A 25,241-nucleotide genomic window follows, 5' to 3' on the forward strand; every position below is an offset into this window, starting at 1 on the left:
TGGCGAGGAAGCGCAGGGCTGAGGTGGACAGATCGGCGCCAGCTGGGTAGACAAGCACGCGGAAGCTCCTGGCAGGACGGCTTGGACTCGACACCCACCCGTCTACCAGGAGCTTCTCTACATCTGCGCACCGCCCGCATACTCAACGGCCGTGCTCAGCAGACAGGTTGGAAAACGCTCACTGCCGCGCACGTCAAAGCCTTCCGGGAGCGCCCCGACAGCAAGATCGCCCAGCGGGATCTGGGCGACCTGCGTCTGCTGTTCGAAGGGGAATCGGTCAGGTCACAGCTGACCGAGGCCGCGTGGAACGCCTTCGACGTGCGGCTCTCCCGCGCGGGGCAGGCGGGCGGTGCGCCCGGGTACTCCGACGGCGAGCTGGCACGGCTGATGGCTGCTCTGCGGTCCGCGTGCCTGGCCATCCGGCGCCGGATCCGGGCAGGTGAGGACCTGCTGCAGCGGTACGGCACCACGCCGGACGCGCTCAGCATGGACGAGCGGGCACTCGGCGCGGTCCTGGCTGAGATGGATGGCGCGGGCGGTCCGCCGCGGCCGAGGCTGCACACCAGCGAGCTCAGGCCGTATCGGCGGGCGATGGCCGCACATCTCTTCCTGACCCGTGAGGATCTCGCCCCGCTGATGATGCTGATGGCCGCCCTTGCGCACCGCAACGGGGAGACGGTCAAGGAACTGCCGGTCAAGCACCGCGTCCTGGAGGGGCGCGCGGTCGAGCTCACCATCGTCAAACGCCGCCGCGGTGCGCGGCGCTGGCACGAGAGGGTCACCTGGGAGATCGGTCCGCCGGGACGCGAGCTGCACTACCCGGGCGGGATGTATCTCCTGCTGCTGGAGCTCACAGCCCGTAGCCGCGCACGTTGCAACTCGCCGCTGGCTCTGTGTATCTGGACCGACCGCCAAAATGCCGATGCTCCGGAGCACGTCGCCCCGTTTCAGGAGGACCTGCGCGGCCCCGACCTCCGGCTGAACGGATGGGCACGCGACAAGAAGCTGTGGGCCGATCCCGCACCGGGGAAGAAGCCGGTCGCACTGGACCTCTCCTTCAACCGGATCAAGACGAGCATGGACGTGCGCAGAACCAAGCATCTGGGCGGGCACCTGCCGTCGGCAGCCCGCAGCAACACCATGCAGGTCCTCTTCAGGCACTACCTCAGCGGCGATCCGGTCATTACGGCCTGGGCATCGGAGGTGATGGCCGAAGCCCTGGACGACGCGGAACAAGCGGCGATCGCCTCTCACCAGCGGGCGCTGAACGCGGCCGGCGGTGCGCTGCGCGTCGTGCCCGGGCCGGTCTCCGCCCACACACTGGTCGAAGCCGGGCTCGACGCTAAGACCGCCAAGCTGGCGGTGGCCGGAGACCTGGACACCGGATGGACCAGCTGCACCGACCACGACCATCATCCGCTCACCGGGGAGGAATGCCAGATCACCTTCCTGGATTGCTTCCATTGCGGCAACTGCCTGGTCACCAGAGCACACCTGCCGCGCCTGCTGGAACTGCTCGACGCGCTCAACGCCCGGCGCATCATGCTGTCCGAGGACGCCTGGTGGGAGAGGTACGGCCCCGCGTGGGCGGCGATCCGGCGCGACATCCTCACGAAGTTCACTCCGCAGGAGCGTGCCGCGGCGGAGCGGGAGAAGTCGGCCGACATGATCCTGGAGCTGGTGGAGAATCCGTGGGACGAACCTTAGTCGCCACCGTCAGTACTGGTCCCCCGCACCGGTTCGACCGCCGGTATGTGCTGCGGTCCTGCAAGCTGCGGCCCGGCCGCCGCCTGAAGGATACCGCCCGGTTCCATGACATGGTCTGGCGGCTGGCCCCGGCCGCGCCCCAGGCGCACCAGGACGTCGGCATCCTGAACTTCAACCTCGTGCCCAAGCGGTTCCTGATCGTTGCCAAGGAGCTCTTCTACGGGTTGTTGGCGGGCCCGCTGCCGCCGGGCGAGGACCGCCCTGCCCTTGCCGGACTGCGCTTGTACTTCAAGGAGATCGTCCGGTTCTGCAACTGGCTCGAGAAGCAGCCACAGGAACGCTTCCGTCGGCTGGAGAGCCTGGGTGGCGAGGATCTCACCGCGTATCAGAAGTATCTGCTGGCGAGCCTGCCGACCAAGCACACCACGCGATCGCACAGCCGGTCGGCCGTACGACTGCTGTGGCGGTGGCGCAGCCAACTGGCGGCGGACCGGCTGATGTTCGATCCCCGGCATGCCGAGGGATGGAGCGAAAGTCAGCGACGGCGCCATGAGAACAGCACGGACCGCGTGCCCGAGGAGGTCATGGGCCCCCTGTACGTGTGGGCGGTGCGGTTCATCGACTGCTTTGCGCCTGACATTCTCGCTGCTTCCGCGCGCTGGCAGGCACCGGACCGGCGTCCGCCTCGCCACTGCGGCAACCGTACGGTCCGGCAGCGGCTCGTGCGTCTGCTCGACAGCTATGTCCAACAGGGCAGGCCGTTGCCGGCCACGCGCTTTGACCAGGTGCACCTTGAGGCTCTCGCCGCCGAGATCAACTGCGGAGCAAAGGGGCTGTCCCACCGCTACCAGGATTTGATCGACCAAGCCGTTCAGGTCGTCGGGCTGGACGAAGGCACTCCCGTGGACGTGCCCATTCGTGCCCAGCTCGATGACCGCCCCTGGACGGAGCGAATCTATGTCAACAAGGGGCTGCACACCAGTGTGCGGCTGTTGCTGAGATTGCTGCAAAGCGCCTGCTACATCGTCATCGCCTATCTGAGCGGGATGCGTGACGCTGAGGTCAAGCACCTGCGGCGCGGCTGTGTGCAGGTCGAGCTCGACGAAGCCGGGCACCCCTATCGCTGGAAGGTCAACAGTCTGGCGTTCAAAGGCGAGGACGATACCGACGGCGTTCCCGCCACCTGGCACGTCGGAGAACCGGTCACCCGTGCCATCACGGTTTTGGAAGCGATCCACCCGCCCTCGGTCGATCTGCTGTTCACCCTGCCCCACCCCGGTAGCCGGCCGTCTGCCACTGAGGTGAGCCGCAGCACCCTCACCAACTCCCGCCTGCGGCAGTTCATCACCTGGGTCAACGACCATTGCGTCCTCCACGGCCGCGACGACGGCATTCCGGACGTCGACGGGCGGGCCTGGCACCTTCACACGCGGCAGTTCCGACGCACCCTGGCCTGGTACATCGCCCGCCGGCCGGGAGGTGCAGTGGCCGGTGCTCTTCAATTCCGGCATCACTCAATCCAGATGTTCGAGGGGTACGCGGACCCTCCGGAATTGCATCAGATGGGCGAGAAACCGCAGGTCGCAAGTTCAGAGCGACGACCCGATGGACTCAAACGTTACTACGGACTAGCCGCCTGAGCAGGCATGTTGCCGAAGTGATCCCGTCTGATGCATGATCTGCCCGCCAGAAGGGATGGTCTGGAGTGGTGCATCAGCAGAAGGTGGCCCTAGCGGGGGCGGCTCATCTGGAGCTTGTCTCCGGGGTGGTCCAGCTGCGTCCCGAGGACGCGATGTTCGACGCGATGATGCGGGGATGGCGGGCTCAGCAGAAGTCCCGGGGACTGAAAGATGAGACGATCCGCCCGCGGGAGCGGTTGGTCCGCCGGTTCCTCGAGTTCGCGAACGAGTACCCATGGCAGTGGACGCCGGCCCACATAGACGAGTGGTCGGCCTCGTTGACCGGTGAGAAGCATCTTGCGCCGTCCACGATCCGCAGCTACCAGGGCGACATCCGTCTGTTCAGCGAGTTCCTCATCGACGGTCGATACGGTTGGGGCCCGGCCTGTGAAGAAGCCTTCGGCGCTCATCCGGTGGCGATCTGCCATGAGTGGAATACCCTCCCTCACCTGCAGGACTACGAAGGCGACCCGGAGGCGCGACCGTTCACGCGGGAAGAGCTGCAGCGATTCCTCGACTACGCCGACGACCAGGTCGCCCGCGCCGTGAAGTCCAAGCGAAAAGGCGCTCTTGCCGCCTACCGAGACGCCACACTCTTCAAGGTCATCTACGGGTGGGGACTTCGCCGCACCGAGACGTCCAAGCTGGATGTTGTCGATTTCGGGCGGAACCCGAAGGCCCGCCAGTTCGGCCGGTACGGCACGCTCAATGTCCGCTATGGCAAGGCGAAGAAGGGCCAGCCGCCGCGGCGGAGGAACGTGCTATCGGTGATGGACTGGGCTGTCGAGGCGGTCGAGGACTACGTCGAGAACGTCCGGCCGCGCTTCGGATTCCCCGATCACCCGGCCCTATGGATCACTGAACGCGGGGGACGCCTCCAGCCCAGCTCCATCAACGACCGGTTCGAGGCATATCGAGATGCCCTAAAGCTCCCAAAAGGGTTAGTTCCGCACTCAATTCGCCATTCTTACGTCACGCATCTGACCGAGGATGGGGTCGACCGGCGCTTCATTCAGCAGCAGGTCGGCCATGAGTGCGACAGCTCCACCGCCATCTACACGCACGTCAGCGACGACTTCATGAACACTGCCCTGACCAAGGCCCTGGCACCCGCCTTCGCCGGAGCCTGACGAGGAAGGACCCGATGATGGTCGGCAAGCTCGACTACCGCTGGCACCTGCGCAAGGTCATGGCGGACCGCGGGATGTTCTCCACCACAGACCTGCTGCCAGCGTTGAAGGAACGCGGCATCGTACTGTCCACGAGCCAGGTCTACCGGCTCGTCGTCGAGCGACCCGAGCGACTCAGCCTGAAGATCCTCATGGCCTTGCTAGACATCCTCGACTGCTCCATGGACGACCTCATCGAGCCCATCATCGGGGCCGGCGCCGCGACGAAACCGAAGAAGGCCGCCGCTGGCGGGATCGCGGTCTCCGACGGTGTCGGTGACTTGCGGCCAAAGCGCGCCCGGATCACCGGAGTTGACCGGTGACCGGTCTTGCCGAGGAAGTCCTCGCGGACCCGGTCGGCCTGGTGGTGCGACTCGTCGGCAATGTCGAGAAGCATCTGGATGCCGCTCACATCCGCGCCATCGTCTGCATGGTCGTACGCGCACGAGCCGGCCGCCGCAGCCTCGCCCAGGCCCTGCACGACGACCCGTCGCTCCTGCGGACTGGGCAGCCGCCGGCGCCCTACTGCGTCGCGAAACTGCTGATGGCCCTACACGACGCCGGCGCCCGGGACGTCGCACTGCCCCGCTGCGGCGAGTGCGGCCGCGCATGCCGCTACGTCGGCAGCAGCACCGGAGGACGGTGGGGGTGCTCGCCCTGCTTCGACAAGCCAGCCGTATGCGCAAGCTGCCACGAAGAACGACGCGTCACCAGCCGAGACCGCAACGGCGAGCCCCGATGCGCGAACTGCCCCGACACTGACGGAGACCCGCTCCAAGAACTCACCGAGCTCGTCACTCGCCTGGATCCTGCCCTAGACACCGCCGGGGTCCTGGCCGCGCTCGGACGAGCCACCGTCCGGCCTGCCGGACAGCGCCGCCTGGCCTGGGCCGTCGTCGCCCGACCCGAGCTGCTGACCGGCGCCGGTTACGAAGCCCCCACCCCAGCTGCCCTGCGGTTCATCAACGAGCTCGTCGCGGCCGGGGCGACCAAGGTCGTCCGGCCTGCCTGCCCGCGCTGCCAGGGAGTGAAGGCGCTGTCCAAACTGCTGGAGGGCAAGCGGATCTGCCGGGCCTGCTTCGCCCACCACGCGGCTATCCCCTGCTTCGGCTGCGGAGCCGTTCGTGAGCCCGCCACCCGCGACTCCCAGGGCCGACCGTTGTGTCCGAACTGCATGATCAGACAGCCAGCGAACCTGGAGGAGTGCGTCGGCTGCGGCCGACGCATGCCCGTCGCGAACCGGCTGCCCGACGGCCCGCGCTGCAACAACTGCCGCCCGAGGCTGACCGCGGAGTGCGGCATCTGCGGGAGGACGACGCTCTGCGAGCTGTCTAGGGCCACCGGCCAGCCATGGTGCGAGCGATGCCAGCACCGATGGGTGACCTGCAACGGCTGCGGGACCGTCGCCCAGGCCCGCGGCGGCACCTGGGAGGCGCCCTTGTGCGCGAAGTGCACCAACCCCGACCCGGACTTCTGGGGCCGCTGCCCGGTCTGCACCACCACCTGGCAGCTCAGCCCCCGCCCCTGCCAGCGATGCCTCCTCGACCAGCAAGTACGCGACCTCCTCGGCGACACCACCGGCGCCATCCGGCCCGAACTCGTCCCGTTCCACGAAGCATTGACGAGCGCCGAACGCCCTGACGTCGCCATCGCCTGGATCGCCCGCTCGAAGGCCCGGGACCTCCTGGAACACATAGGACGCGACGAGCGGCCCGTCACCCACGAGGTCCTCGATGAATTACCTCCGGGCAAAGTGCTGGCCCACCTGCGCAGTGTCCTGGTCGCGACCGGTGCCCTCCCGCCCCGCGACGAACGGCTTCTTGCCTTGGAGAAATGGATCACCGAGACCGTCCACTCCCGCACCGATCTCGCCGAGCGCCGGATCCTGCACGGCTACGCGGTCTGGCACCACATGCGCCGGCTCCGTCGCCGCCTCGGCGAAGACCATACGACTCGTCTTCAGGATCTGAACGTGCGCTGCCACGTCACCGCAGCCGACAACTTCCTCACCTGGCTTACCGGTGAAGGGCTCACGATGGGGACCTGCACCCAGACGGATCTGGAACGGTGGATGGCCGACGCCACGGTCAGCTATCGCGACGAGACCGGCCACTTCGTCCGATGGGCGGTACAGCACCGACATGCCCGCGACCTGACCTACGGCACCGTCCGCTGGACCGGCCCGCTCAGCACCATCGACAGCGAGAAACGGTGGGCCGACGCCCGCCGCCTGCTCAACGACGACACACTGCCGACCCCGGACCGCGTCGCTGGACTGCTGCTGATCCTCTACGCGCAGAAGATCGCCACCATCAGCCAACTCACCGTCGACGACATCAACATCGACGGTGACACCGTCGCGATCGCGTTCGGCACATCGCCGGTCGTTCTCCCTGCACCGCTGGCCAGCCTGGTCCGCGATCTCGTCGCGACCCGCCGTGGGAAGGCGAAGATCGGCACCCCCGACGACGTCCCCTGGCTGTTTCCGGGTGGCCACCCGGGGCGCCCTCTCACCGACAGCCAGATCAGCAAGCGCCTTCACCGCATCGGAATCCGGCCCAAACAGGACCGATCCACCGCGCTGTTCACCCTCGCCACCGAGCTCCCCGCAGCGATCCTCGCCCGGATGCTCGGCGTCCACATCAAAGTCGCCGTCCAGTGGCAGCAAGCATCAGCCGGCGACTGGGCGGCCTATGCCGCTGACGTGAGCCGACGCACCAGCCAGCGGACCATATTGTTCCGGACCCCCATACCGTCCGGGGATTCAGATGAGTAGTCGACCAAACTAGGTTTCGTACTGTGCGAATGCACCCAATTTCCAGCGGAGTTGAAACTCCAAAGTGATACCGCGTCAAACGCGCCTGCCCGTCGACTCAATATCATTTTCCTCTGGAGAACTCGCGATGGACTGGCGTCCTTCGATAGACGCCCCGAGCGCAACCAATCTCACAGCCCCAGCCCCTTGCGGAAGAGTGTCGACGTCCGGTAGCAACTCGCCCCAAGGGTTGCCAATCGTTGCCTAGCAGATCTTCAGTGAGGTGCAGCCCCGCGCGCCCGCTGGAGATCATTTTGCGCACAGCGCCACAGAGGAGGTATTTTGTCAAATAGGGAGCGTGGGATCCGAGTAATGGCTACCCTGACCCGCTGGAAGCGGGAGGTAAAAGGAATGGCAACATCTAGGGTTAAGAAGACCTGGGAAAGGGTTACGCATCCAACCCCTGCTGGCCTTGCGGGTCAGCTCCCCAAGGCCGGAGAGGTGGAAGAGAAATACTTCACCTCCGGTCCCGATATTGACAGCCATCCGACTCCTGATGTCTTGTCTGCCTTTGCACGCGGCGTCGAACTCGACTCGGTGCGCAAGCATGCTGTGGTGCGGCATTTGGACACAAACTGTTCTCAGTGTTCCCATGCCGTCCAGTCGATACGCGAGAACATCGATTCCATTCGGAGGATGCCACCTCTGGTGGAGCCGTAGACTCTTCGCTTTCGAGGCGTAGTTACTCAATCGCGGGTTTGAGTATTCTCTTCTCGCTTGAGTAAGTACAGGTGCCCTGCCCGGCACAGGAGGTAGATTCTATGAAACACCTCCACATGGGAGCAGGCGGACTCGGGCTTGGGCTAGTCGTTGCGCTTACCGCAAAACTACGGGGCACGGACGCGTTCGTACTTCAACGCGACGGCCACAAGCTCGATGCTCTTCGGGACAAGCGCTTCTACTTTAGGGACGTAAAGCCAGGTGGAGAGTCGCAACAGGTAGACATATCGGGGGCGCTCAGCCTTGAGCAAGCGGAAGAAATCCGAGTTCTCATCACCCAGCCAGGGCCGGTTCTGCTAACTACAGCACTCACAGAAAACGGCCTTGAGGGTCAAGTCGAGCGGATAAGAGACCTGCTCTCTGAGCGGGTTTCAGCGGGTCACCCTGAGCCTCTCTACGTTATCGCCTGCGAAAATATCGTGGGGCGATTCTACCAGAAACTAGAGCAGGGACACTTCGGAGAGAATATACATTTTCTTCCGTGCGTAGTTGACCGGCTCTGCAATAATTCGAGTGTCGAGCATGGCTCCGTCCGAGTCGAAACCGAAGAGTATGGTAGCTGGGTGATTGAGAGGAGAACGCCTTGGACAGAGGAACTGGAGCGGATTCTGGCACCCGCCATCGCCAACATCTCATTCGTTGATGACTTGGAGTCCGAGGCCCGAAAGAAGCGGTGGCTGGTAAATGGCCCCCATTTCGCGCTTGGCCTGATGGCGCATAGGCGACGTCGAGCGTTGTTGCACGAATTCGCTTCTGATCCCGAAGGTGGGCAGCCGTTCTTCAGAGGCGTCCTGGCGGAGTGTGCTGACGCCTACGCCTACTGGTATCAGCTTGACCCCAGCGAGCTTGCTGATTTTGTGGACGTAGTTTACCGCCGATTCTCTTCTTTCTATACCGAAACACACAGGGTTGTTAAGCGACTCCACCCGGACAGGTTGGAGCCCCTACTGCACGCCGCATATGAGCGCATACTGGAACCCTCCGAATCTTTCCGAAGGGCTCGGCGCGAATGTCCGGAATACCTTCATTGGGCGTTGCGAACATTGCTCTGGCTGATTTATGTCGGCGACTACGTTGATCCGAGCCTGGATCCGGCTCCCGCTGCTGATCGGCCGGTGAGCGACCAGGCGCTGTGACCTGTGCATGAGGTGGTCGATGGAACTGTCCGCAGCTGCCACGGTGTCGTCCCGGTCACCCTGCCTGACCCACTGGCCGCCGCCACACCGTTCTCGCCCGCCGGCCCCGTCGTGGCTTCTTCCTGCGGCCAGCCCGGCCTCCCGATCAGCAGATGGGTCAGGACGAACGGTTCCGTAAGCTCGCCATCCGGCTCACGGAGCCCCTACCCATTCCGAGGGTTGCAATACCCGACTCCACCGTTAGGCACCAGCGACTCAGGGTTCCGCGCCGAGGTGGAGAGCGAACAGGCCCTGGCCCGCGGCGAGCACTACATGACCATGATCGATGCCCATGAGCACGAGGACCTCGCAGGCCCGGCCGCCGACGAAGCAGAGCGACGGCTGCAGGGCTTCGGCCATCGGGCACGCTTCCAGGGCCGGGTCATCGTCGACGACGACCAGCGGCTCAAGCGCATCCTGAAGCGTCACGACCCTGCCATCTACCCCGGTGAGTTCATCACCTGCGTACACGACCACCCCAAGGCCCTGTGCGAGAAAGCACGGCGAGGGCGCTCCGAGCAGCTCCCCGACCACGGTGGCTGCAAGCCGCTCGCCTGCCGCAACGTCACCCTCTCCCGCGCCAACATCGACGCCTGGCTCCGCGCAGTCGACCGCATCGACCGTCGGCTTGCCACCCAGCCGGCGCTGCCGCCGCTTCGGGAACGGATGCTGCACGCCCGTCGCCAAGAAATCGTCGGCTTCCTCCGCGCCAACGCCCCCGAAGGGACGAATCCGTGACCACGCCGAGCGGCTTCGTCAGCGAACGCCGGGTTCGTCAGGCTCTGGAGGAGCTGCTGCGCCGGGCGGAGGAGACAGGGCAGCGTCCTAGCGTGCTCGCCCTGGCCCGGCAGTTCTCCATGAGTAACACCACCTTCCGCCGTCACTTCCCCGACATCACCCGCGAGATCGGTCAGGCCCGCTCCACCGCGCCGGCCGACCGGGGCGAGCGGACCACGGCGTACGACAAGCTCGTGGCGCGCAACGCCCGGCTCAAGCGCCGCAACAGCGAGCAACAGGCCCACCTGCGTCTGGCCGCTGCGGAGATCCAGCGCCTTGCTCTGCTCAACGCCGCACTGCTGGAGGACCTGGAGGAGGCCCGCAGCATCACGCCGATCCGCCCCAGGACCAGGTGACCCCTCGACCGGAGTGACGGCGGGCGCCCCGAACGTCGGCGAAAAACGCGACATCGTGGCAGGGCTGCGCCGCGCCACGGCCCTTGCGGCTTCCGGCACGGATAACCGGTGTCGGAATCGGGTCGATCAGCCGTTCCCGTCCCGGTTCGCGGTTCCGAGCCAGGTTCGTGGCCAGGTCTCCTGAGCAGGGCGGGGGCGTCGCGGCGCACCCAGGTCCAGGAGACACAGGTCCAATCCGGAACGGTTTCAGGCCATTTCCATATGGGCGAGACAGTTTGACCACATCGATTGCTACGCTTCGTGACGTCCAAATCGCTCTCTGGTCATCGTGCCACTGGGGGTGGTCTATCCGTTGTTCCACCCCCGTTGCCCGCGAACGGTGTCCGTGCCCGGGACCTGCGCCGCCTTAGCGCTGGGCCCAGGCCCCTGCCCACCTCTTAGGCATCCGCATGCCGGCGTCCACGCCACCCATGCATATCCCGGTCGTGCACAACAGGCGTACCGGGCTCGGGGAGGTGGCAAGGATGCGCGGCCGTGGCTGCTTGGCGTCCGACCAGCCTGCTGATGTTCCGCGCCCGGGCGCCGCCTTGTTCGTTGGCCTTTGTCCTACCCAATTGTGCTCGCGTCGCTCCGTCGAGGCAGTCCTGCCTGTGCGGATGCCGTGTCGAGGAGGCGTGGAATTCAGTGACGGTCCAGGTGAACCAGCTGCGGGAGCGGCTGCGCGGGAACGGAGACGGCTCCGGCCCGGGGCACATGGTGGAGGTGCCCGGTGAGCTCCTCGGTGACGGTGAGGGGTTCCGGCCGGTATTCGCCGACGGAGTACTGCGTGCGGTGTGGGAGAAGGGCGACGCCGACGCTCTGGCGTTCGCCGGTTCGGCGCGCACCGCACTGGCGGACGCCGCGGTGCCTGTTGAGGTGATTTTCGAGCACGACGGCGGTGATGCCGTCACTGGGGCCCGGCTGTCGGTCGAGCTGCCGGCGCCGGGCGTGGCCGGTGAGTTGCTGGGCCGTGGGCTGGGAATCGACGTGCCGTGCCTGCCCCGGACGGCTGTCGTTTCCCGGCTGGTGTGGCAGCAGTCGGACGGCACCACGGTCGTGGTGGGTGAGGGTGAGCACGGGCGGATCACGGTGGTGTGCCGGCCGGACACCGGCAGGCTGCTGGTCGCCTCGGGCGATGCCTGGCACACCCTGTGCACCGACCAGGACCTGACGGCTGCACAGGTGGCCGTCTTGCTGGAGGCGAGTGACGTCACGACGGTGGCCCCGTCCGTTCTGCCTGCGGATGGCCTTGCGGCGGGGGCCTGGCTCGTCCTGCCCGATGCGAGCGGGAGGGGTGGCTCGGCGTGGGTTCCGGTACGTCCTGACCAGGCGCGGCGGGAGACGGACCCGTCACGCCGCGACGGTCTGGGCCGCCCCCTGCCGGTTGCCCGTGGGGGCGCTGAGCCGTCGGGGGTGCGGCGGGTGGGGATCCGGCGTGTCCCCCATGCGGTGGCGACCGACGACGGGTACGTCGTCCTGGCACCAGGTGCCCTGGCCGGACGGGGCCGCCGGGCCGGCTTCATGCTCGGCGGCGTGACCGACGAGGTGGCGCTGCGGGGGTTCCTCGACTTCGGCAATCTCGCGGACGGCAAGTCGAAGACGATCACGTACGACAAGCCTCCGTTGCTCATCAGTGGTGGTCTTGCGATCCGGAAGGCGCACCAGCCCTACACCCTGGCGGTGGGCGGGGTACTGCTGGTGGACACCGGAGCGATGACCGGCACCGCGATCGCCGCCGCCTACATCCCAGGCGCCGGGGCGCGGCCGTCGTTCTTCGCGTTCGGTGCGCTGAGCGCCGAGAAGGGGATCGGGCCGCCGCCGTTCCAGGTCCGCGGGATCGCCGCAGGGATGGGGTGGCGCAGCAACCTGCGGCTGCCAGACGGGGCACACAACGTCCCCGATTTCCCGTTCATCAAGGCTCTGGACGATCCGCGCTCGATCGGTGCGAGGCCGGACGGGACCGCGGATCCGCTGGCGGTGCTGGACACCCTCATCGGGGGTAATACGCCGTGGGTCACCCCGGCCCGCGGTAGTGACGATCCACTGTGGATCGCGGCGGGGCTGGCGTTCACAGTCGCCGAGCGGCTGGACGGACGGGCGATGCTCGTCCTGCAGACCGGCGCGGACCTGACACTGGGGCTGCTGGGCGTGGCCGGGATGAGTTTCCCCAAGGAGGCGGGACGACGGAAGTACGCGCACGCGGAGATCGGGCTGGAGGCGTTGCTGAAGCCGAAGGCGGGCGAGCTGAGCCTGTCCGCCGCGCTGACCCCGAACTCTTTCGTCCTGGACCCGAACTGCAAGCTGCGGGGCGGGGTGGCGTTCAAAACATGGTTCGGGTCCAACCCGAACCAGGGCGATTTCGTCGTCACCGCCGGCGGCTACCACCACAACTACCGCAGGCCCGCCCATTACCCGAACGTGCCGCGGCTGGGGTTCGACTGGGACCTGTCCGGCACAGTGACCGTCTCCGGCAGCGCCTATCTGGCGTTTACCCCGGCGGCGGTGATGGCCGGCGGGGCGCTGGAGGTGCGGTTCCACTCCGGGGCGGTGCGCGCGTGGCTGACGGCGAAGGTCGATGCGCTGATCCGGTGGAAGCCGTTCTACTTCGATGTCGGTATGCGGGTCTCGGTGGGAGTGCAGGCCCGCGTCAAGGTCCTGTTCGTCAAGATCACGATCACGGTGGAGGTCGGGGTCTCACTGAACGTATGGGGGCCGCCGACCGGTGGCAGGGCCAAGATCCACCTGTGGTTCATCTCCTTCACCGTCCACTTCGGCAAGGACCCCGAACCGGACGACAACCCGCTGGGCTGGGCGGACTTCCGCACGATGCTGCCGCCGCCGGAAACCGCGGTGCGGGTCCTGCCCGGTGCCGGACTGCTCGCCGACCGCCCGCAGGCGCCGGACGGGCAAACCCGCGGCAGTGACGATGAGCAGGCGTGGCAAGTCTCCTCCGCCGGCTTCACCTTCTCCACCGACTCCGCGGTCCCGGTCACCGAGCTGTACCTGACCCGAACCGGCGGCAGCCCGGCGGAAACCGGGAGCACCCTCAACATCCGCCCAATGCACAAGACCGGCCTGACCAGCACCCAGCGCATCTCCCTCGCACGTGAGAGCGGGCAGGTGGACCTCGCGGCCTGGGACCGGGCGCGGACCACCGCTTCGGTACCGCAGGCCCTGTGGGGCACCGGGGCCGGCGACGCGCTGCCCGCACCAGGCGAGCAGGTCATCCCCCGGCAGCTGACCGGGGCCACACTCAGCTCGCCGGGACCGGATTACGGCAACGACACCGGCTACATCACCGAGGAAGCCTTCGCCTTCGACCCGATGCCCCGGGACGGCGTCCAGCCGCTGGATCCGTCCGCCGGGCCGGCCGGGCCCACCCCGCAGCGCCCGGGCGGGGTGATCGGCACGATCGCGCGGACGGTCGCGGCCCAGGAGCAGACCCGCGACCGCGCCGAGCTGGTCCAGGCGCTGGCCGGGTTCGGCCTGAACCTCGGCCAGGTGGACGGGGACTTGTCGGCGCACAAGACGGCGGCCGAGACGGCATTCACCGCTGATCCCATGCTCATCCCGGCCTGACCCCGCCCCCCTGCCGTGGCGGCCCCGTGCCATGGGCCCGCCACGGCGCCGCCGATCACCGGCCACCAACGGCCCATCGCCGCGAGGCAGTCGCCCAGACACCCCCTTGCGGGACGTCCGACCACCCCAGGAGTGTGTTTTCGCCGTGCCGTCCACACCACCGGTCCAGCACCGGACCCGGTTCTTCGACCAGCGCGTCCCCGCGCTGTACTCGGGCAAATACACCATCACCACCGAGCAGTCCATCAGCGGCCTGAGCACCGCCGACGGGCTGCCGCCCCGCACCCAGCGGTTCGATGTGCGCGGCCCCCGCTTCCAGATCGCCGGGGACGACGTCCACGCCTGCTACCCCCTGCCGGGCTCAACGGGCCTGTACAGCCAGGTCCTGCCGCACATCACGCTCACCACCCCCGGCGTGCCGTGGCTGCGCCCCCTGGACGGGCAGGAGCGGGCGGTGCCGTGGCTGGCGTTGCTGGTCTTCCGCGAAGGCGAACTGGACGTCGACCCGCAGGCCATCGGCCAGGTCGACGCGTGCATGGTGCATGAACTGCTGGCCGGGCGCTGGGACAACGGGCAGACGCTGCCAGGCCGCCCGCCGCAGATCGACCCGCAGTGGCTGTTCGAGGACGAGGTGGATCTGGTCTGCGGCACCATCGTCGTGCCCAGGGAACTGTTCACTGCCGTCGTCCCGCTGCCGCAGGAGATGGCAGCACTGGCGCACGTACGCGAGGGCGGCCCGCCGGACGCCACCCGCGGCGCCACCCCGCCCCCGGACGAGGAACAGCTCAAAGCGGTGGTGGTCGCCAACCGCTTCCCCGACGTGGCCGGCGGGATGCACGTGGCCCACCTGGTCTCCTTCGACGGGCACGAAGACCTCCTGGCTCCAGGGGCTGTCGTGCCGGCCGACGGGGTGCGGCTGGTGTCGCTGCGCTGCTGGAGCTTCGAGTCCGACCCCGACCACGGCACCGGCTTCGGTGACCTGGTGGCGAACCTGGCCGCCGACCCCGACCCGCTGCTACGCCTGCCCGTCGACACCCCCGCCAGCCCCTCCCCGGCACAGAGCGCAGCACTGGAGCGGATCTGCACCGGCGCCACCGCCCTGCCGCAGCGCCTGGAATCCGGGGAGCGCACCGCCGCCTTCTACCGCGGGCCACTGACCGCGGCCCCCGCACAGCCGCTGCCGGACCCGGCAGGCGAGGTACGGCGGGAGTCGGTCGACGAGGCACTGGTCTACCTGGAGGCATACGGCGTCTATGACACCGGGTATGCCTCGGCGTTCGCGCTGGGGCGGGCCCTAGCGCTGGCCGACCCCGAGTTCCGCAGTCAGTTGCTGGCCTGGCGCAAGGCCGCCCGCGCCGCTGCCCGCCGCCTGCTGGCCCACCCGCGGCTGTCCGGGCGGGCACTCACCGCGGCCACCGCCTCCCAGCTCACCGCCGACCTATCCCGCGACGCCTTCGACGAACTCCTCACCGACGGTGAGACCGACGGCCGCGCCGACGGCCGGACCTCGCGGCTGTTCCAAGCGCTGAGCGGGGCCGGCGCCGATGTGGCCGCCGGCCGCCGGCACGCCCCCGCACCCCGCTCCTCCCCGGCCGGAGCACTGACCGCGGGCACCTTGCACACCGCGCTGGCGCGAGGCGAGGTGCGTGAGGTGCTGCGCACGGCGACCAGTGAGGAACTGGACCCGGTGGTCGCGTGGCTGGACCGGCTGGCACTGCTGGAGATGATCCCCTTCGAACACCTCGTCCCGGATGAGCGGATGCTCCCCGTGGAAAGCATCCGCTTCTTCCACGTCGACCCCGGCTGGGTGCAAGCAGCCACCGACGGGGCGCTGAGCATCGGCGTCGGCCACGGTTTCGATGCCGACCTGAACCAGCTGGCCCGTGGTGTGCGGCCCGCTCCTGCCAGCGGGGTCCTGATCCACTCCGATCTGGTCGAGGGCTGGCAGGAAACCATCTACACCGCCTTCCGCGGCAACACGCCTGTCGAGCCGGTGCGCACCGCGCATTACGGCACGCACATCCTGATGCTGCTGTATCCGGCTGTGTGCGACACCTTCACCGCCGCGGAGCCGCCGCAGGGGATCCACTTCGGCTTCGGTGACCTGGGCACCATCGAACTGCGCAAGATCGCAGGACCGGACATCGGCATGCCCATGGGCGACTTCCCCGAAGAGCCCGGCGACGACCGCTTCAGCCGCTTCCTGCGCCCCGGCGGATACGACGTCCTCAACGTCGCCGGCACCGGCGACGCGCTGCTGCCGGCCCTGGCCCAGGCCCACAACACCGCCGCGCTCTCCTCGGCGCAGTTCGCCCTCCAGATGGTCAGAGCCCCGCAACTGCAGACCTTCGTCCGTCCTCCCCGTCCCTGACACCACTCCGGCCGTCCAAAGGATCCGCACCCATGTCCTCTCGCAGCAGCAACGCCCTGGTGGTCCCGGTCGAGGTGGCCGCGCTCGCGGTCAACACCCGGACCCAGAGCACCGACGGCACCTTCGTCTTCCACCGCTGGCACGCCGACTTCACCCTCACCACCGGCCACAGCATGCCGCCGGAGCCGCAGCCGTTCCAGATCGACGAATGGCCCGGCACCGCCGAGCGCCGTGGGGTGTACGTGCAGTGGCAGCTGCCCGAAGCCCTCACCCGCGGCCGGCACGACCCCGAGCGGGGGGTGGAGGACTTCCCGCTGGTCCCCAACCGGTGGCTGGTCGTGCGCCACCAGGCCGCCTCGAAGGCGGTACGGGCCTGGATCGTGGAAAGCGACCACCTCGGCATGACCACCGGGACCGTCTCCTACCTCGACCCCCACGCCGGCACCCCGACCGCCACGAAGATCGGCCGCCGCCACGCCCTCACCCCGGACACGCCCTGGCGCGAACCCGAGGACGCCCCCACCCCGTTCCTGACCGCACTGGGACCCGGGCTGCTGACGTTCTCGGTCTTCCAGCCCTACAACGAGAACGTCTTCTCCCTCCACGACACCCTCGGCGACGTCACCGGCGCTGACCGGCTCAGCTACCACGTCACCGGCTGGTATACCGACGAAGACAGCGACATCCTCACCCGCCGTCGCCCCGGCGGAAGCCTGGCCGATCTGCTCGACGAACTCGAATGGCTCGCGCCCGCCGCCACCAGCAACACCAGGCGATCCCTGTACACCGGCAGTGTGCTGGGTATCGACTGGCAGCCCGACGGTCCCGTCCCGCCCTCGGACGTCCCCGATCCCGACGCGGTGGCGGTGGCGATCGGCAATTCCACCGCCGAGGCCATGTCCGGCCTCGTCGAGGAAGCCGCCGGCCCCGGCTCCCTGTCCAGGGACGAATCCCGCCTGGTGAAAGCGTTCGCCCTGGGCACCCTGGACACCCTGGACCGCACCGACGGCGACGAACTCACCGAAGAAGCCGCTCACCGCTCCGGATTCGGCCCCGCTCCCGCCGGCTACACCTGGCACCTCGCCGACCACACCGAACGCTCCGACGACGACGCCCCTTCACAGTCGGCCGCCGAGCGTTTTGCCGAGGAGCAGGTCCTGGCCGAACTCAACCGCGCCCAGGCCGAGCTCGATGCGGCCGAGCAGGACCTGGCCGCCGCTCAGCAATATCTCTACGTGCTGTGGGCCCTGGCCCAGGCCGAGAGGCTGCCACCGGACTTCGAAGGCCGGATCGAAGACGAACTTGACCCCGCCTACCCTGACGGTGCGGCCGGGCGTACGGACGCCTTGAGCAAGCACGTCGCCGACCTGCGCCGACAGGTTCCCTGGGCGACCACCCCCGAGGAACTGGAGGAAAAGGCCGCCACATACGCCACCGACCAGGAACTGCGCACAGGCCGTGTCCTCAAGCGCGTCCCCAAGGCGCCGCACGAAAACCCCGCCGACCCCGTCCTCCTCCTGCAAGGCACGCACCTGCACGCCCCGATGACCCGCGGCTCCCACCTGCCGTGCCGCACCCCCGACCGGCTCGTCACCGCCGTCGGCTCCCTGACCGCCGCCTCCGTCACCGCCGAGGTCAACAAGGTCAACACCGCCGCCCCGCTGCCCGCCGAGACGCGCGCGCTGCTGACGGAGTTCTTCCTCCTGGACCGCGCCCGCCACGAGGACATCGACCTGGGCGGGGCGACAGGCGCGCTGCCGGAGTACGGCACCGAGCCGTGGCGCCAGCCATGGCAGCCGCTGTTCCTGCAATGGGCGGTCGACTACACCGCCATCACCTACCGCGACGACACCGAAGAGCACTGGGCGTTCGACGGCCACCGCTACCGCTGGCAGGGCCGCGGACCGACCTCCGATCCGTTCGTGATCACCGGCCGCCAGATCCTCGCCCCGACCGCCGGCCACGACCTGGACGGCAAACTCGCCGCCCACGCCGCCGGCCGCACCGACCTGCCCGACCTCACGGCCCTGCGGGAAGACACCCGCAACCTCGACGTCCTCTCCCAGCGCCTGGACGGACTGTCCGCCTACCTCGACCAGCGCGACCCACGCGCCACCCTCACCCCCACCGGGCCCCTGACCGGCCTGATCGAACACGCCGACCAGTACCCGCCCCGCCCAGGCACCGTCTCCTTCACCTGGCCCGGCCGCCCCCCGGAGGTCACCTCCTCGCCCTTCTACGAACTGCGCGCAGGCCAGCTCGCCTTCACCCAGCTCGCCGTCGTGGACCGCTTCGGCCGCGCCGTCAACCTCGTTGAGCCCGACTCCGCACGCCACTTCAAGCCGTGCCGCCCGACGTCGATGATTCCCGACCACCCGGTGGAGTCCTCCGACACGCACCGGTTCGTCGAACTGTCCCCCCGGCTCCTGCAGCCCGGCCGCCTCGGCTTCGACTTCCTTGACGCCACCGCCGACGAGGACACCGACCTGACCCCCGGCGGCAACCCGGTGTGCTCGTGGATCCTGCCCAACCGCCTCGACAAAACCCTCGCCGTCTACGACCCCGCAGGCCACCCCTGGGGCGAACTGCGCACCGTCATGGGCACAGACAGCAACAAGCAGGTCGTGTGGGCCCCGCTGCCCGGCTCACCCATCACCACCCTCGCCCAGCTCGAGCAAGCCTCCCCGCACACCCACCGCCTGCTGGCCGCCATCGCCGCCGGCGGCCCGGCCCGCTTTGACGCGGTCCGCGCCACCATCGATGACGCCCTGACCACCATTGACCCCGACGGCGCCGACGACGAAAGCCTCGCCTTCCTCCTCGGCCGCCCCCTCGCCCTGGTCCGCGCCCGTCTCGACCTGCAGATGTGCGGACCGGCCCGCACCTCCATCGGCTGGAACGAGGTCCTCGACCCCGAAAACCACCCCGCCCAGCTACCCGCCTGGGACTGGACCGTACGCCTCGGCCAGACCACCAACACCCAAGACGGCCTGCTCGCCTACGTCCTGAACGAGGAATACACCCACCTGGAGACCATCACCGAGCCGACCGGGAACCACGGCGGCTACCTGCGCCCCATCGGCACCGGCGACCGCTTCAAACTCGCCTTCGAAGGGACCAGCACCGCCACCGTCACCCTCCTGACCGACCCGCGCGCCGCCGTCCACGCCACCACCGACATCCTCCCCGTCTCCTCGGTCCACGTCCCCCAGCAGTACACCGCCCAAGCCCTGGCGCGCATGGCCGTCTGCTTCCGCACCGGCCCCCTCCTCGCCCCCACCACCCCCGACCCCCGCACCGCCGTCATGCCCCACCCGGCCACCGCCACCGGCACCTGGACCTGGACCGAACCCACCGGCACCACCGGCGCCTGGCGCACCCTGCCCGTCACCGTCCCTGACCCCGGCGACCTGCCCCTGGGCGACCCCGAAATCCGGTCCGGCTTCCTCGTCCTGAACGACGCCGCCGACGCCACCCGCTGAACCCACTCACCTCACCGCGAAAGGCCACCACACGCATGGGCATCGTCACCCAGACCACCGCCGCCTCGGACCCCGAGACGGCCGCCGACTTCGGCAACCAGCTCCAGTACTCCCTCACCACCGTTCCCGACCCGCTCACCGTCAGCCCGGCCGGCACCGTCGAGACCGGTGACCTGATTATCGTCGGCAGCCGCATCGCCCCCACCCCCATCGAGACCAACGAGATCTCCGTATACGTGCCCCTTGGCACGGAAGCCTGGCAACTGGCTCTTGACCTCACCGGCGCGCAGACCTCCATCAACCTCCCCGGCTGGACCGGCACCCCCGACCCCGCGAACGAACGGATCCTGTTCACACCCAACACCGGCCACGCCACACTCACCCCCGAACAAGGCATCACCCTCCAGCTCAACCGGCTGCGCATCAACCGCCAGGTCGGCACCGCCCCCGTCATCATCGAACTCAAATGGCGCACCCCCGGCACCAACAACTGGCGCACCGAACAGCAGACCCTGTCCATCGGCAAATTCCCACCCGGGTTCTACCTGCGCGACCTCAAACCCCACTCCGCCTACATCGAGAACGGCGACCCCGTCACCCTCACCTGGCAACGCTCCGAAGGCGCCACCTACACCCTGCTCTACGAGAACACCGAAATCGACGTCACCAACTACAGCACCTTCCCCGTCCAGGACATCCGCCGCAACACCATGTTCTACCTCCGCGGCCGCATCCAACACGGCACCGGAACAGCCGAACGCACCATCAATACCTATGTCACCGTCAACCGGCCCGACCTCGAAGTCCGGCACCTCACCGTGCACGGCGAACTCGTGATGCCCCACCTTCTGCGGACCGCCAGCACGATGCTCGGTGTCGCCGACGACCACACCACCGACCTCATGTTCGACGCAGACCTCGAGACCTACTACCTGAGTGCCACGCGCCCCGATTCAACAAAATGGGTAGTCGTCGACCTCGGCACGGAGCAGCCGATCGAACACGTGGACATCTACTTCGGCACGCCGGACGGCGACCACTCCACTGTCGGGACCTTCCACCTGAACTACTCCCTGGATGGCGAACAATTCATGCAAGTGGCGCCGTTCCGCGATGTCGTTCGGGAGGTTCACTACACACGGCCACCATTTTCGCCGGTGCGCGCCCGCTATCTCCAACTCAAATTCTTCTCCCAATTGGAGCGTGTCGCCATCCGGTCCTTCGAGGTCCGGCCCAAACCGGAGGCCATGCGGATCACCCAGGCATCCGCCGTCTTCGCCGTACCCGTGACCATGAACGGTGGCACCACCGCAAACCTCGCCCGCGTAGACGACGTATCCCAGCAGGAATAGGCCGGCACCGACGTCAACCCCACAGCCGTTCAGCGCAGCGCCCGGACGCCGCCGAACCGATCACGGTGGGAAGCAAGGAGCCGCGGATCATCCGCATCGGCCGGGAAGGCATGGTCTTCGGCTCCACCGGCCCGACTTCGGCATCAACCTCCGGCCCCCGGCGGCACTGACCACGACATCAAGGCAAGTCCCGGCAGCCCGTTCTACCTCCCACTGCCACGCGATGCCCACCTCGTCGCCGAACCAGCGCCGGTGACCGCCACCGGCGCATAGTCCGCATCACCCTGTACTCGCGTACGGCAGAACATATGGCGATAGCCCAGCTACGGGCTTTTTATTGCCCAACTACCCATGATCGGTCACTCGCTGGGCGACATTACGGTCAGGGCCGTGCGACGGCAGCGGCAGCGGGGAGGGATGACAATCACCGGCATAACCATCTCGTCGGTGTGCCATTGAGCCGACGCACCCTGTTCGCCGTACCGCAGGAGCCTCGCTCACCGGCACGGGACTGCTCGCCACGGCCTGGGCACTAGCTGGCTGCTTCCCGGCAAGCCCCCGCCTCCCGGCACCAACACGGACGGTTCACCTCACGGGGGCGCCCCATGGTCCCGGGACCGACCCCGGCTGAAAAACCTGACGGCCGACGCCGGCCTCGCTACAACCGCCAGGACGAAAGGTCCGCGCCTGCCTCCGCTTCGCCCCCACTGCCAGCGTGGCCTCATGACAGCTACCGCCGCTGTACAGCCCTTCCGTGGCAGATGTCTGTTCCCGGCCCCCGCTCGAACAACTCAGCCCCAGGGCGGTCAACGGTCAGCGAGAAACCCCGTCCACAACCGGGCCTACCGCCATGTCGTACCCGCCCTCGGCCAGGGCCGGGCACCTCAGCTCCTCGACAGCCGGGCGGAGGATCTCGCGCTGCTGCTCACCGCGGTCCCGGGCCACCCGGTGCCGACCATCAACCTGAGTGCGGCCGAACAGCGGGCCGCGTACCGGCAGGCCGGCACGCTCCTCGCACGCCTCTACCAGGCCGGTGAGCTCAAGGGCCCGGACCGTATCGAGGCCGAAGCTGCCCTCAGCTTGGCGGCCGACGGCGTGGAGAAGCACCTCGCCCGGGCCGGTGACCGGCTCACCGAACCGGAGCGGCAGCTAGTCCGCGACCACGCCGACCGGCTCCGCCGTGTCGACCGGGTGCCCGTCGGCTTCATCCACGGCGACAACCAGCCCCGGAACTGGATGTGGTCCCGCCCCATCCGACAGCTCGCCCTCATCGACTACGAGCGGACCCGCCCAGCCGCCCTCGTGCAGGACCTCGTCATCCTCGCCGCGACCGAGTGGCTCGACCACCCCGACCGCGAGCACGCCTTCCTCCAGGGGTACGGAAGACCGCTCACCAACGCCGAACGGCTCGCGCTGCGCTGCCTGATCGCGCTGGATGCCGTCAACTGCCTGGCCTGGGGCCCGGACAACAACGACCCTGACGTCACCGCCCGGGGCCGCCGGACCCTGGACCGGCTGATGCGGGAGGACCGCCCATGAGTGATGTTACCGAAGCATCTCCCACGTCATGGTCCTGCGCCACTTCACCGCCCGCCGCCTGTACGCCAACGTCGTCGGCCCCGAGCAAAGGCCCGGGGGTGAGACAGGGTGACGGCTACCCCGCAGCCGCCAGGCAGGACGGCATGGGCGAGTCGGCCCTTCCGGTATCTGCTCGGCAGCGACGCCGCGAGCCTGTCCGGATCGGCGGTGAGCACTATCGCGATCCCCGCTCTCGCCATCCTGGAGCTGCGCGCGTCCACCACCGAGGTCGCCGTGCTCGCGTTCCTCGGCCGGCTTCCGAACGCGGTCGCGCTGTGGGCCGGTGCCATGTCGGACCGTTACGCGAAGCGCCCTCAGCTGATCGCGTCGGACCTGGCTGCAGCCGCTGCCCTGATCACCATTCCGGCCGACGCCCTCGCCAACGAGCTCACCGTCGTCCAGCTGTACGTGGTCGTGCTCGCGCTCGGGGCGGCCCAGGTAGTGCACGACGCCGCCGCGATCAGCCTCCTGCCGGTCCTCGTCGAGCCCCACCAGTTGCAGGGCACGAACGCCCGGCTCGGTGCGGCGTCCTCGGTGGCCGACAGCGCCGGCAGCAACGCGGGTGCCGCGCTGGTCGGCGCGGTCGGCCCCGCGCGATCGGTCCTCGCCGACGTCTTGCGCAAGAAGACCACCACCACTGCTCCGGCTGTGCTGCCGCGCGCCGCCGACGGCGAGATCCTCCTCGAAGCCACCGGCGTCACCAAGTCCTACGCCGGCGCCGACGGCGAACTGCCCGTCCTGGCCGGCATCGACCTGAAGGTGCGGGCCGGCGAGATCGTCGCCCTGCTGGGCAAGTCCGGCTCGGGCAAGTCGACCCTGCTGCGCTGCCTCGCGGGACTGATCCCGGCCAGCTCCGGCACCATCGCCTACCGCGGCACCCCGCTGACCGGCGCCAACCCCGGCACGGCGATGGTCTTCCAGACCTTCGCACTGCTGCCCTGGCTGACCGTGCTCCAGAACGTCGAACTCGGCCTGGAGGCCCGCGGCGTGCCTGCCGCCGAACGCGCCGAGGCGGCCCTCAAGGCCATCGACCTGATCGGCCTGGACGGCTTCGAGTCCGCCTACCCCAAGGAACTGTCCGGCGGCATGCGCCAGCGCGTCGGCTTCGCCCGCGCCCTGGTCGTCGAGCCGGACGTGCTGATGATGGACGAGCCGTTCTCCGCCCTCGACGTGCTCACCGCGGAGAACCTGCGCGGCGAGCTGATGGAGCTGTGGGAGTCCGGCCAGTTCCCCACCCGCGCGGTCGTCCTGGTCACCCACAACATCGAAGAAGCCGTCCTCATGGCCGACCGCATCGTCGTCCTGGACTCCCGCCCCTACGGCACCATCCGCAAGACCATCGAGGTAGGCCTGGACCGCCCGCGCGACCGCGACTCCGCCGCATTCGCCGACCTCATCGACCGCGTCTACGCCGTGATGACCGGCCGCCCCAAGGAAACCCGCCTGCCCGGCCGCACCGAGACGGTCCAGCTGGACAAGCGCACCGTCGCCAACACCCCGCTGCCCACCGCCAGCGTCGACAGCCTCTCAGGACTCGCGGAGATGGTCGCCCACCAAAGCGGCCAATGCGACCTGGTGGAACTCGCCGACGACCTCGGCCTGGACGTCGACGACGTCCTGCCCCTGGTCGACGCCCTCGAACTGCTCGGCCTGGCCAAGGTCAGCGAGAACGACCTGCTGCTCACCGACACAGGAGCCGCCTTCGCCGGCGCCGACGTGCAGGAGTCCAAGACCCTCTTCGCCACCGCGGCCCTGGACGTCCCGCTGATCAAACTGATCACCAACAGCCTCCGCCAGCAGGCCGACCACACCCAGGGTGCCGGCCTCTTCCGCGACCTGCTCGCCCACCACTACACCAGCGAACAGGTCGACCAGCAGCTGGAGACCGCCACCGACTGGGGCCGCTACGCCGAGCTGTTCTCCTACGACGCCGGCCCGCAGGAATACCGCCTCGACGAGGACACCTCCGCTACCACCGGCTGAGGTGAGCGGAGGCAGGGCGTGCTCAGTCGGCGTGCCGCCCCCTACTGGGCGGTCGCCGGGCGCGCCCTGCGCACACGGGCGGCTGGTACGGGCTGTTCCTGGGCAGCTGTCGCCACGGTCTGCGGGGCTGCGCCACCGTGGCCATCGCTGCTCTCGGCGGCGTCCGCGACCAGCGAAGCCTCCTCCAACAGCCCCCGCACCCGCTGACCGGCCCGGTAGTAGATGCGCGTCCCCTCACGCCGGGAGGTCACCAGACCGGCGGCACGCAGTTTCGCCAGGTGCTGCGAGGTCGCGGCAACATGCGCGCCCAGGATCTCAGCGAGCCTGCTCACCGGCAGCTCCTCGCGGCTGAGCGCCCACAGCAGCCGATACCGGGAGGAATCGGCCACCGCCTTCAGCACCGCCACCGCCCGATCGGCGGCGTCCGAATCCCACGACAGAGTTTGCACATCCATGCAA

Annotated in this window: 16 protein-coding genes; 15 read left to right on the forward strand and 1 reads right to left on the reverse strand. The window is 68.4% G+C overall.

What is annotated here, in order from left to right; genetic code table 11:
• The first annotated feature begins 81 nt into the window (after positions 1-81).
• The 15 genes from ACYVMZ_RS29390 (at position 82) to ACYVMZ_RS29460 (ending at position 24,782) form a co-directional block, all read left to right on the forward strand.
• Positions 82-1,707, forward strand: coding sequence for a hypothetical protein (locus ACYVMZ_RS29390; RefSeq protein WP_461084945.1), 1,626 nt, complete (start codon positions 82-84; stop codon positions 1,705-1,707).
• Positions 1,692-3,347 carry a hypothetical protein gene (locus ACYVMZ_RS29395; protein WP_461084947.1) on the forward strand — a complete coding sequence of 552 codons (1,656 nt, stop codon included), beginning with the start codon at positions 1,692-1,694 and terminating at the stop codon, positions 3,345-3,347. Before ACYVMZ_RS29390 ends, ACYVMZ_RS29395 begins: the two co-directional genes overlap by 16 nt.
• A gap of 65 nt (positions 3,348-3,412) precedes the next feature.
• Positions 3,413-4,516, forward strand: a complete 1,104-nt coding sequence (locus ACYVMZ_RS29400) for a tyrosine-type recombinase/integrase (protein ID WP_461084949.1) — start codon at positions 3,413-3,415, stop codon at positions 4,514-4,516.
• A gap of 14 nt (positions 4,517-4,530) precedes the next feature.
• Positions 4,531-4,878, forward strand: a complete 348-nt coding sequence (locus tag ACYVMZ_RS29405; protein WP_461084951.1) for a helix-turn-helix domain-containing protein — start codon at positions 4,531-4,533, stop codon at positions 4,876-4,878.
• A complete protein-coding gene (locus ACYVMZ_RS29410) occupies positions 4,875-7,331 on the forward strand; it encodes a site-specific integrase (RefSeq protein ID WP_461084953.1) in 2,457 nt (818 codons plus the stop codon). The genes ACYVMZ_RS29405 and ACYVMZ_RS29410 overlap by 4 nt, the downstream gene beginning before the upstream one ends.
• A gap of 351 nt (positions 7,332-7,682) precedes the next feature.
• Complete coding sequence (locus ACYVMZ_RS29415) at positions 7,683-8,030, forward strand: hypothetical protein (protein WP_461084955.1); 348 nt, start codon at positions 7,683-7,685, stop codon at positions 8,028-8,030.
• A gap of 101 nt (positions 8,031-8,131) precedes the next feature.
• Positions 8,132-9,226: a mannitol dehydrogenase family protein gene (locus tag ACYVMZ_RS29420; protein WP_461084957.1), complete on the forward strand. Its 1,095-nt coding sequence runs from the start codon at positions 8,132-8,134 to the stop codon at positions 9,224-9,226.
• Positions 9,227-9,499: 273 nt separating this feature from the next.
• Positions 9,500-10,003: a hypothetical protein gene (locus tag ACYVMZ_RS29425; protein ID WP_461084959.1), complete on the forward strand. Its 504-nt coding sequence runs from the start codon at positions 9,500-9,502 to the stop codon at positions 10,001-10,003.
• Positions 10,000-10,398, forward strand: a complete 399-nt coding sequence (locus ACYVMZ_RS29430; protein ID WP_461084961.1) for a hypothetical protein — start codon at positions 10,000-10,002, stop codon at positions 10,396-10,398. Before ACYVMZ_RS29425 ends, ACYVMZ_RS29430 begins: the two co-directional genes overlap by 4 nt.
• A gap of 684 nt (positions 10,399-11,082) precedes the next feature.
• A complete protein-coding gene (locus ACYVMZ_RS29435; protein ID WP_461084963.1) occupies positions 11,083-14,016 on the forward strand; it encodes a DUF6603 domain-containing protein in 2,934 nt (977 codons plus the stop codon).
• Between the two features lie 145 nt (positions 14,017-14,161).
• Positions 14,162-16,387 (forward strand): hypothetical protein, encoded by a 2,226-nt coding sequence (locus tag ACYVMZ_RS29440; protein ID WP_461084965.1) that lies wholly within the window; start codon positions 14,162-14,164, stop codon positions 16,385-16,387.
• Between the two features lie 32 nt (positions 16,388-16,419).
• Positions 16,420-19,869 carry a hypothetical protein gene (locus ACYVMZ_RS29445; protein ID WP_461084967.1) on the forward strand — a complete coding sequence of 1,150 codons (3,450 nt, stop codon included), beginning with the start codon at positions 16,420-16,422 and terminating at the stop codon, positions 19,867-19,869.
• A gap of 35 nt (positions 19,870-19,904) precedes the next feature.
• Positions 19,905-21,221, forward strand: a complete 1,317-nt coding sequence (locus tag ACYVMZ_RS29450) for a discoidin domain-containing protein (protein WP_461084969.1) — start codon at positions 19,905-19,907, stop codon at positions 21,219-21,221.
• Between the two features lie 723 nt (positions 21,222-21,944).
• Positions 21,945-22,760 (forward strand): phosphotransferase, encoded by an 816-nt coding sequence (locus ACYVMZ_RS29455; RefSeq protein WP_461084971.1) that lies wholly within the window; start codon positions 21,945-21,947, stop codon positions 22,758-22,760.
• Positions 22,761-22,967: 207 nt separating this feature from the next.
• On the forward strand, positions 22,968-24,782 hold the full coding sequence (locus ACYVMZ_RS29460; RefSeq protein WP_461084973.1) for an AAA-associated domain-containing protein: 1,815 nt from the start codon (positions 22,968-22,970) through the stop codon (positions 24,780-24,782).
• Positions 24,783-24,823: 41 nt separating this feature from the next.
• On the opposite strand, the gene ACYVMZ_RS29465 is transcribed toward ACYVMZ_RS29460, so the two are convergent.
• Positions 24,824-25,237 (reverse strand): ArsR/SmtB family transcription factor, encoded by a 414-nt coding sequence (locus tag ACYVMZ_RS29465; RefSeq protein ID WP_461084975.1) that lies wholly within the window; start codon positions 25,235-25,237, stop codon positions 24,824-24,826.
• Between the last annotated feature and the right edge of the window lie 4 nt (positions 25,238-25,241).

Source organism: Streptomyces deserti, from assembly GCF_054782695.1.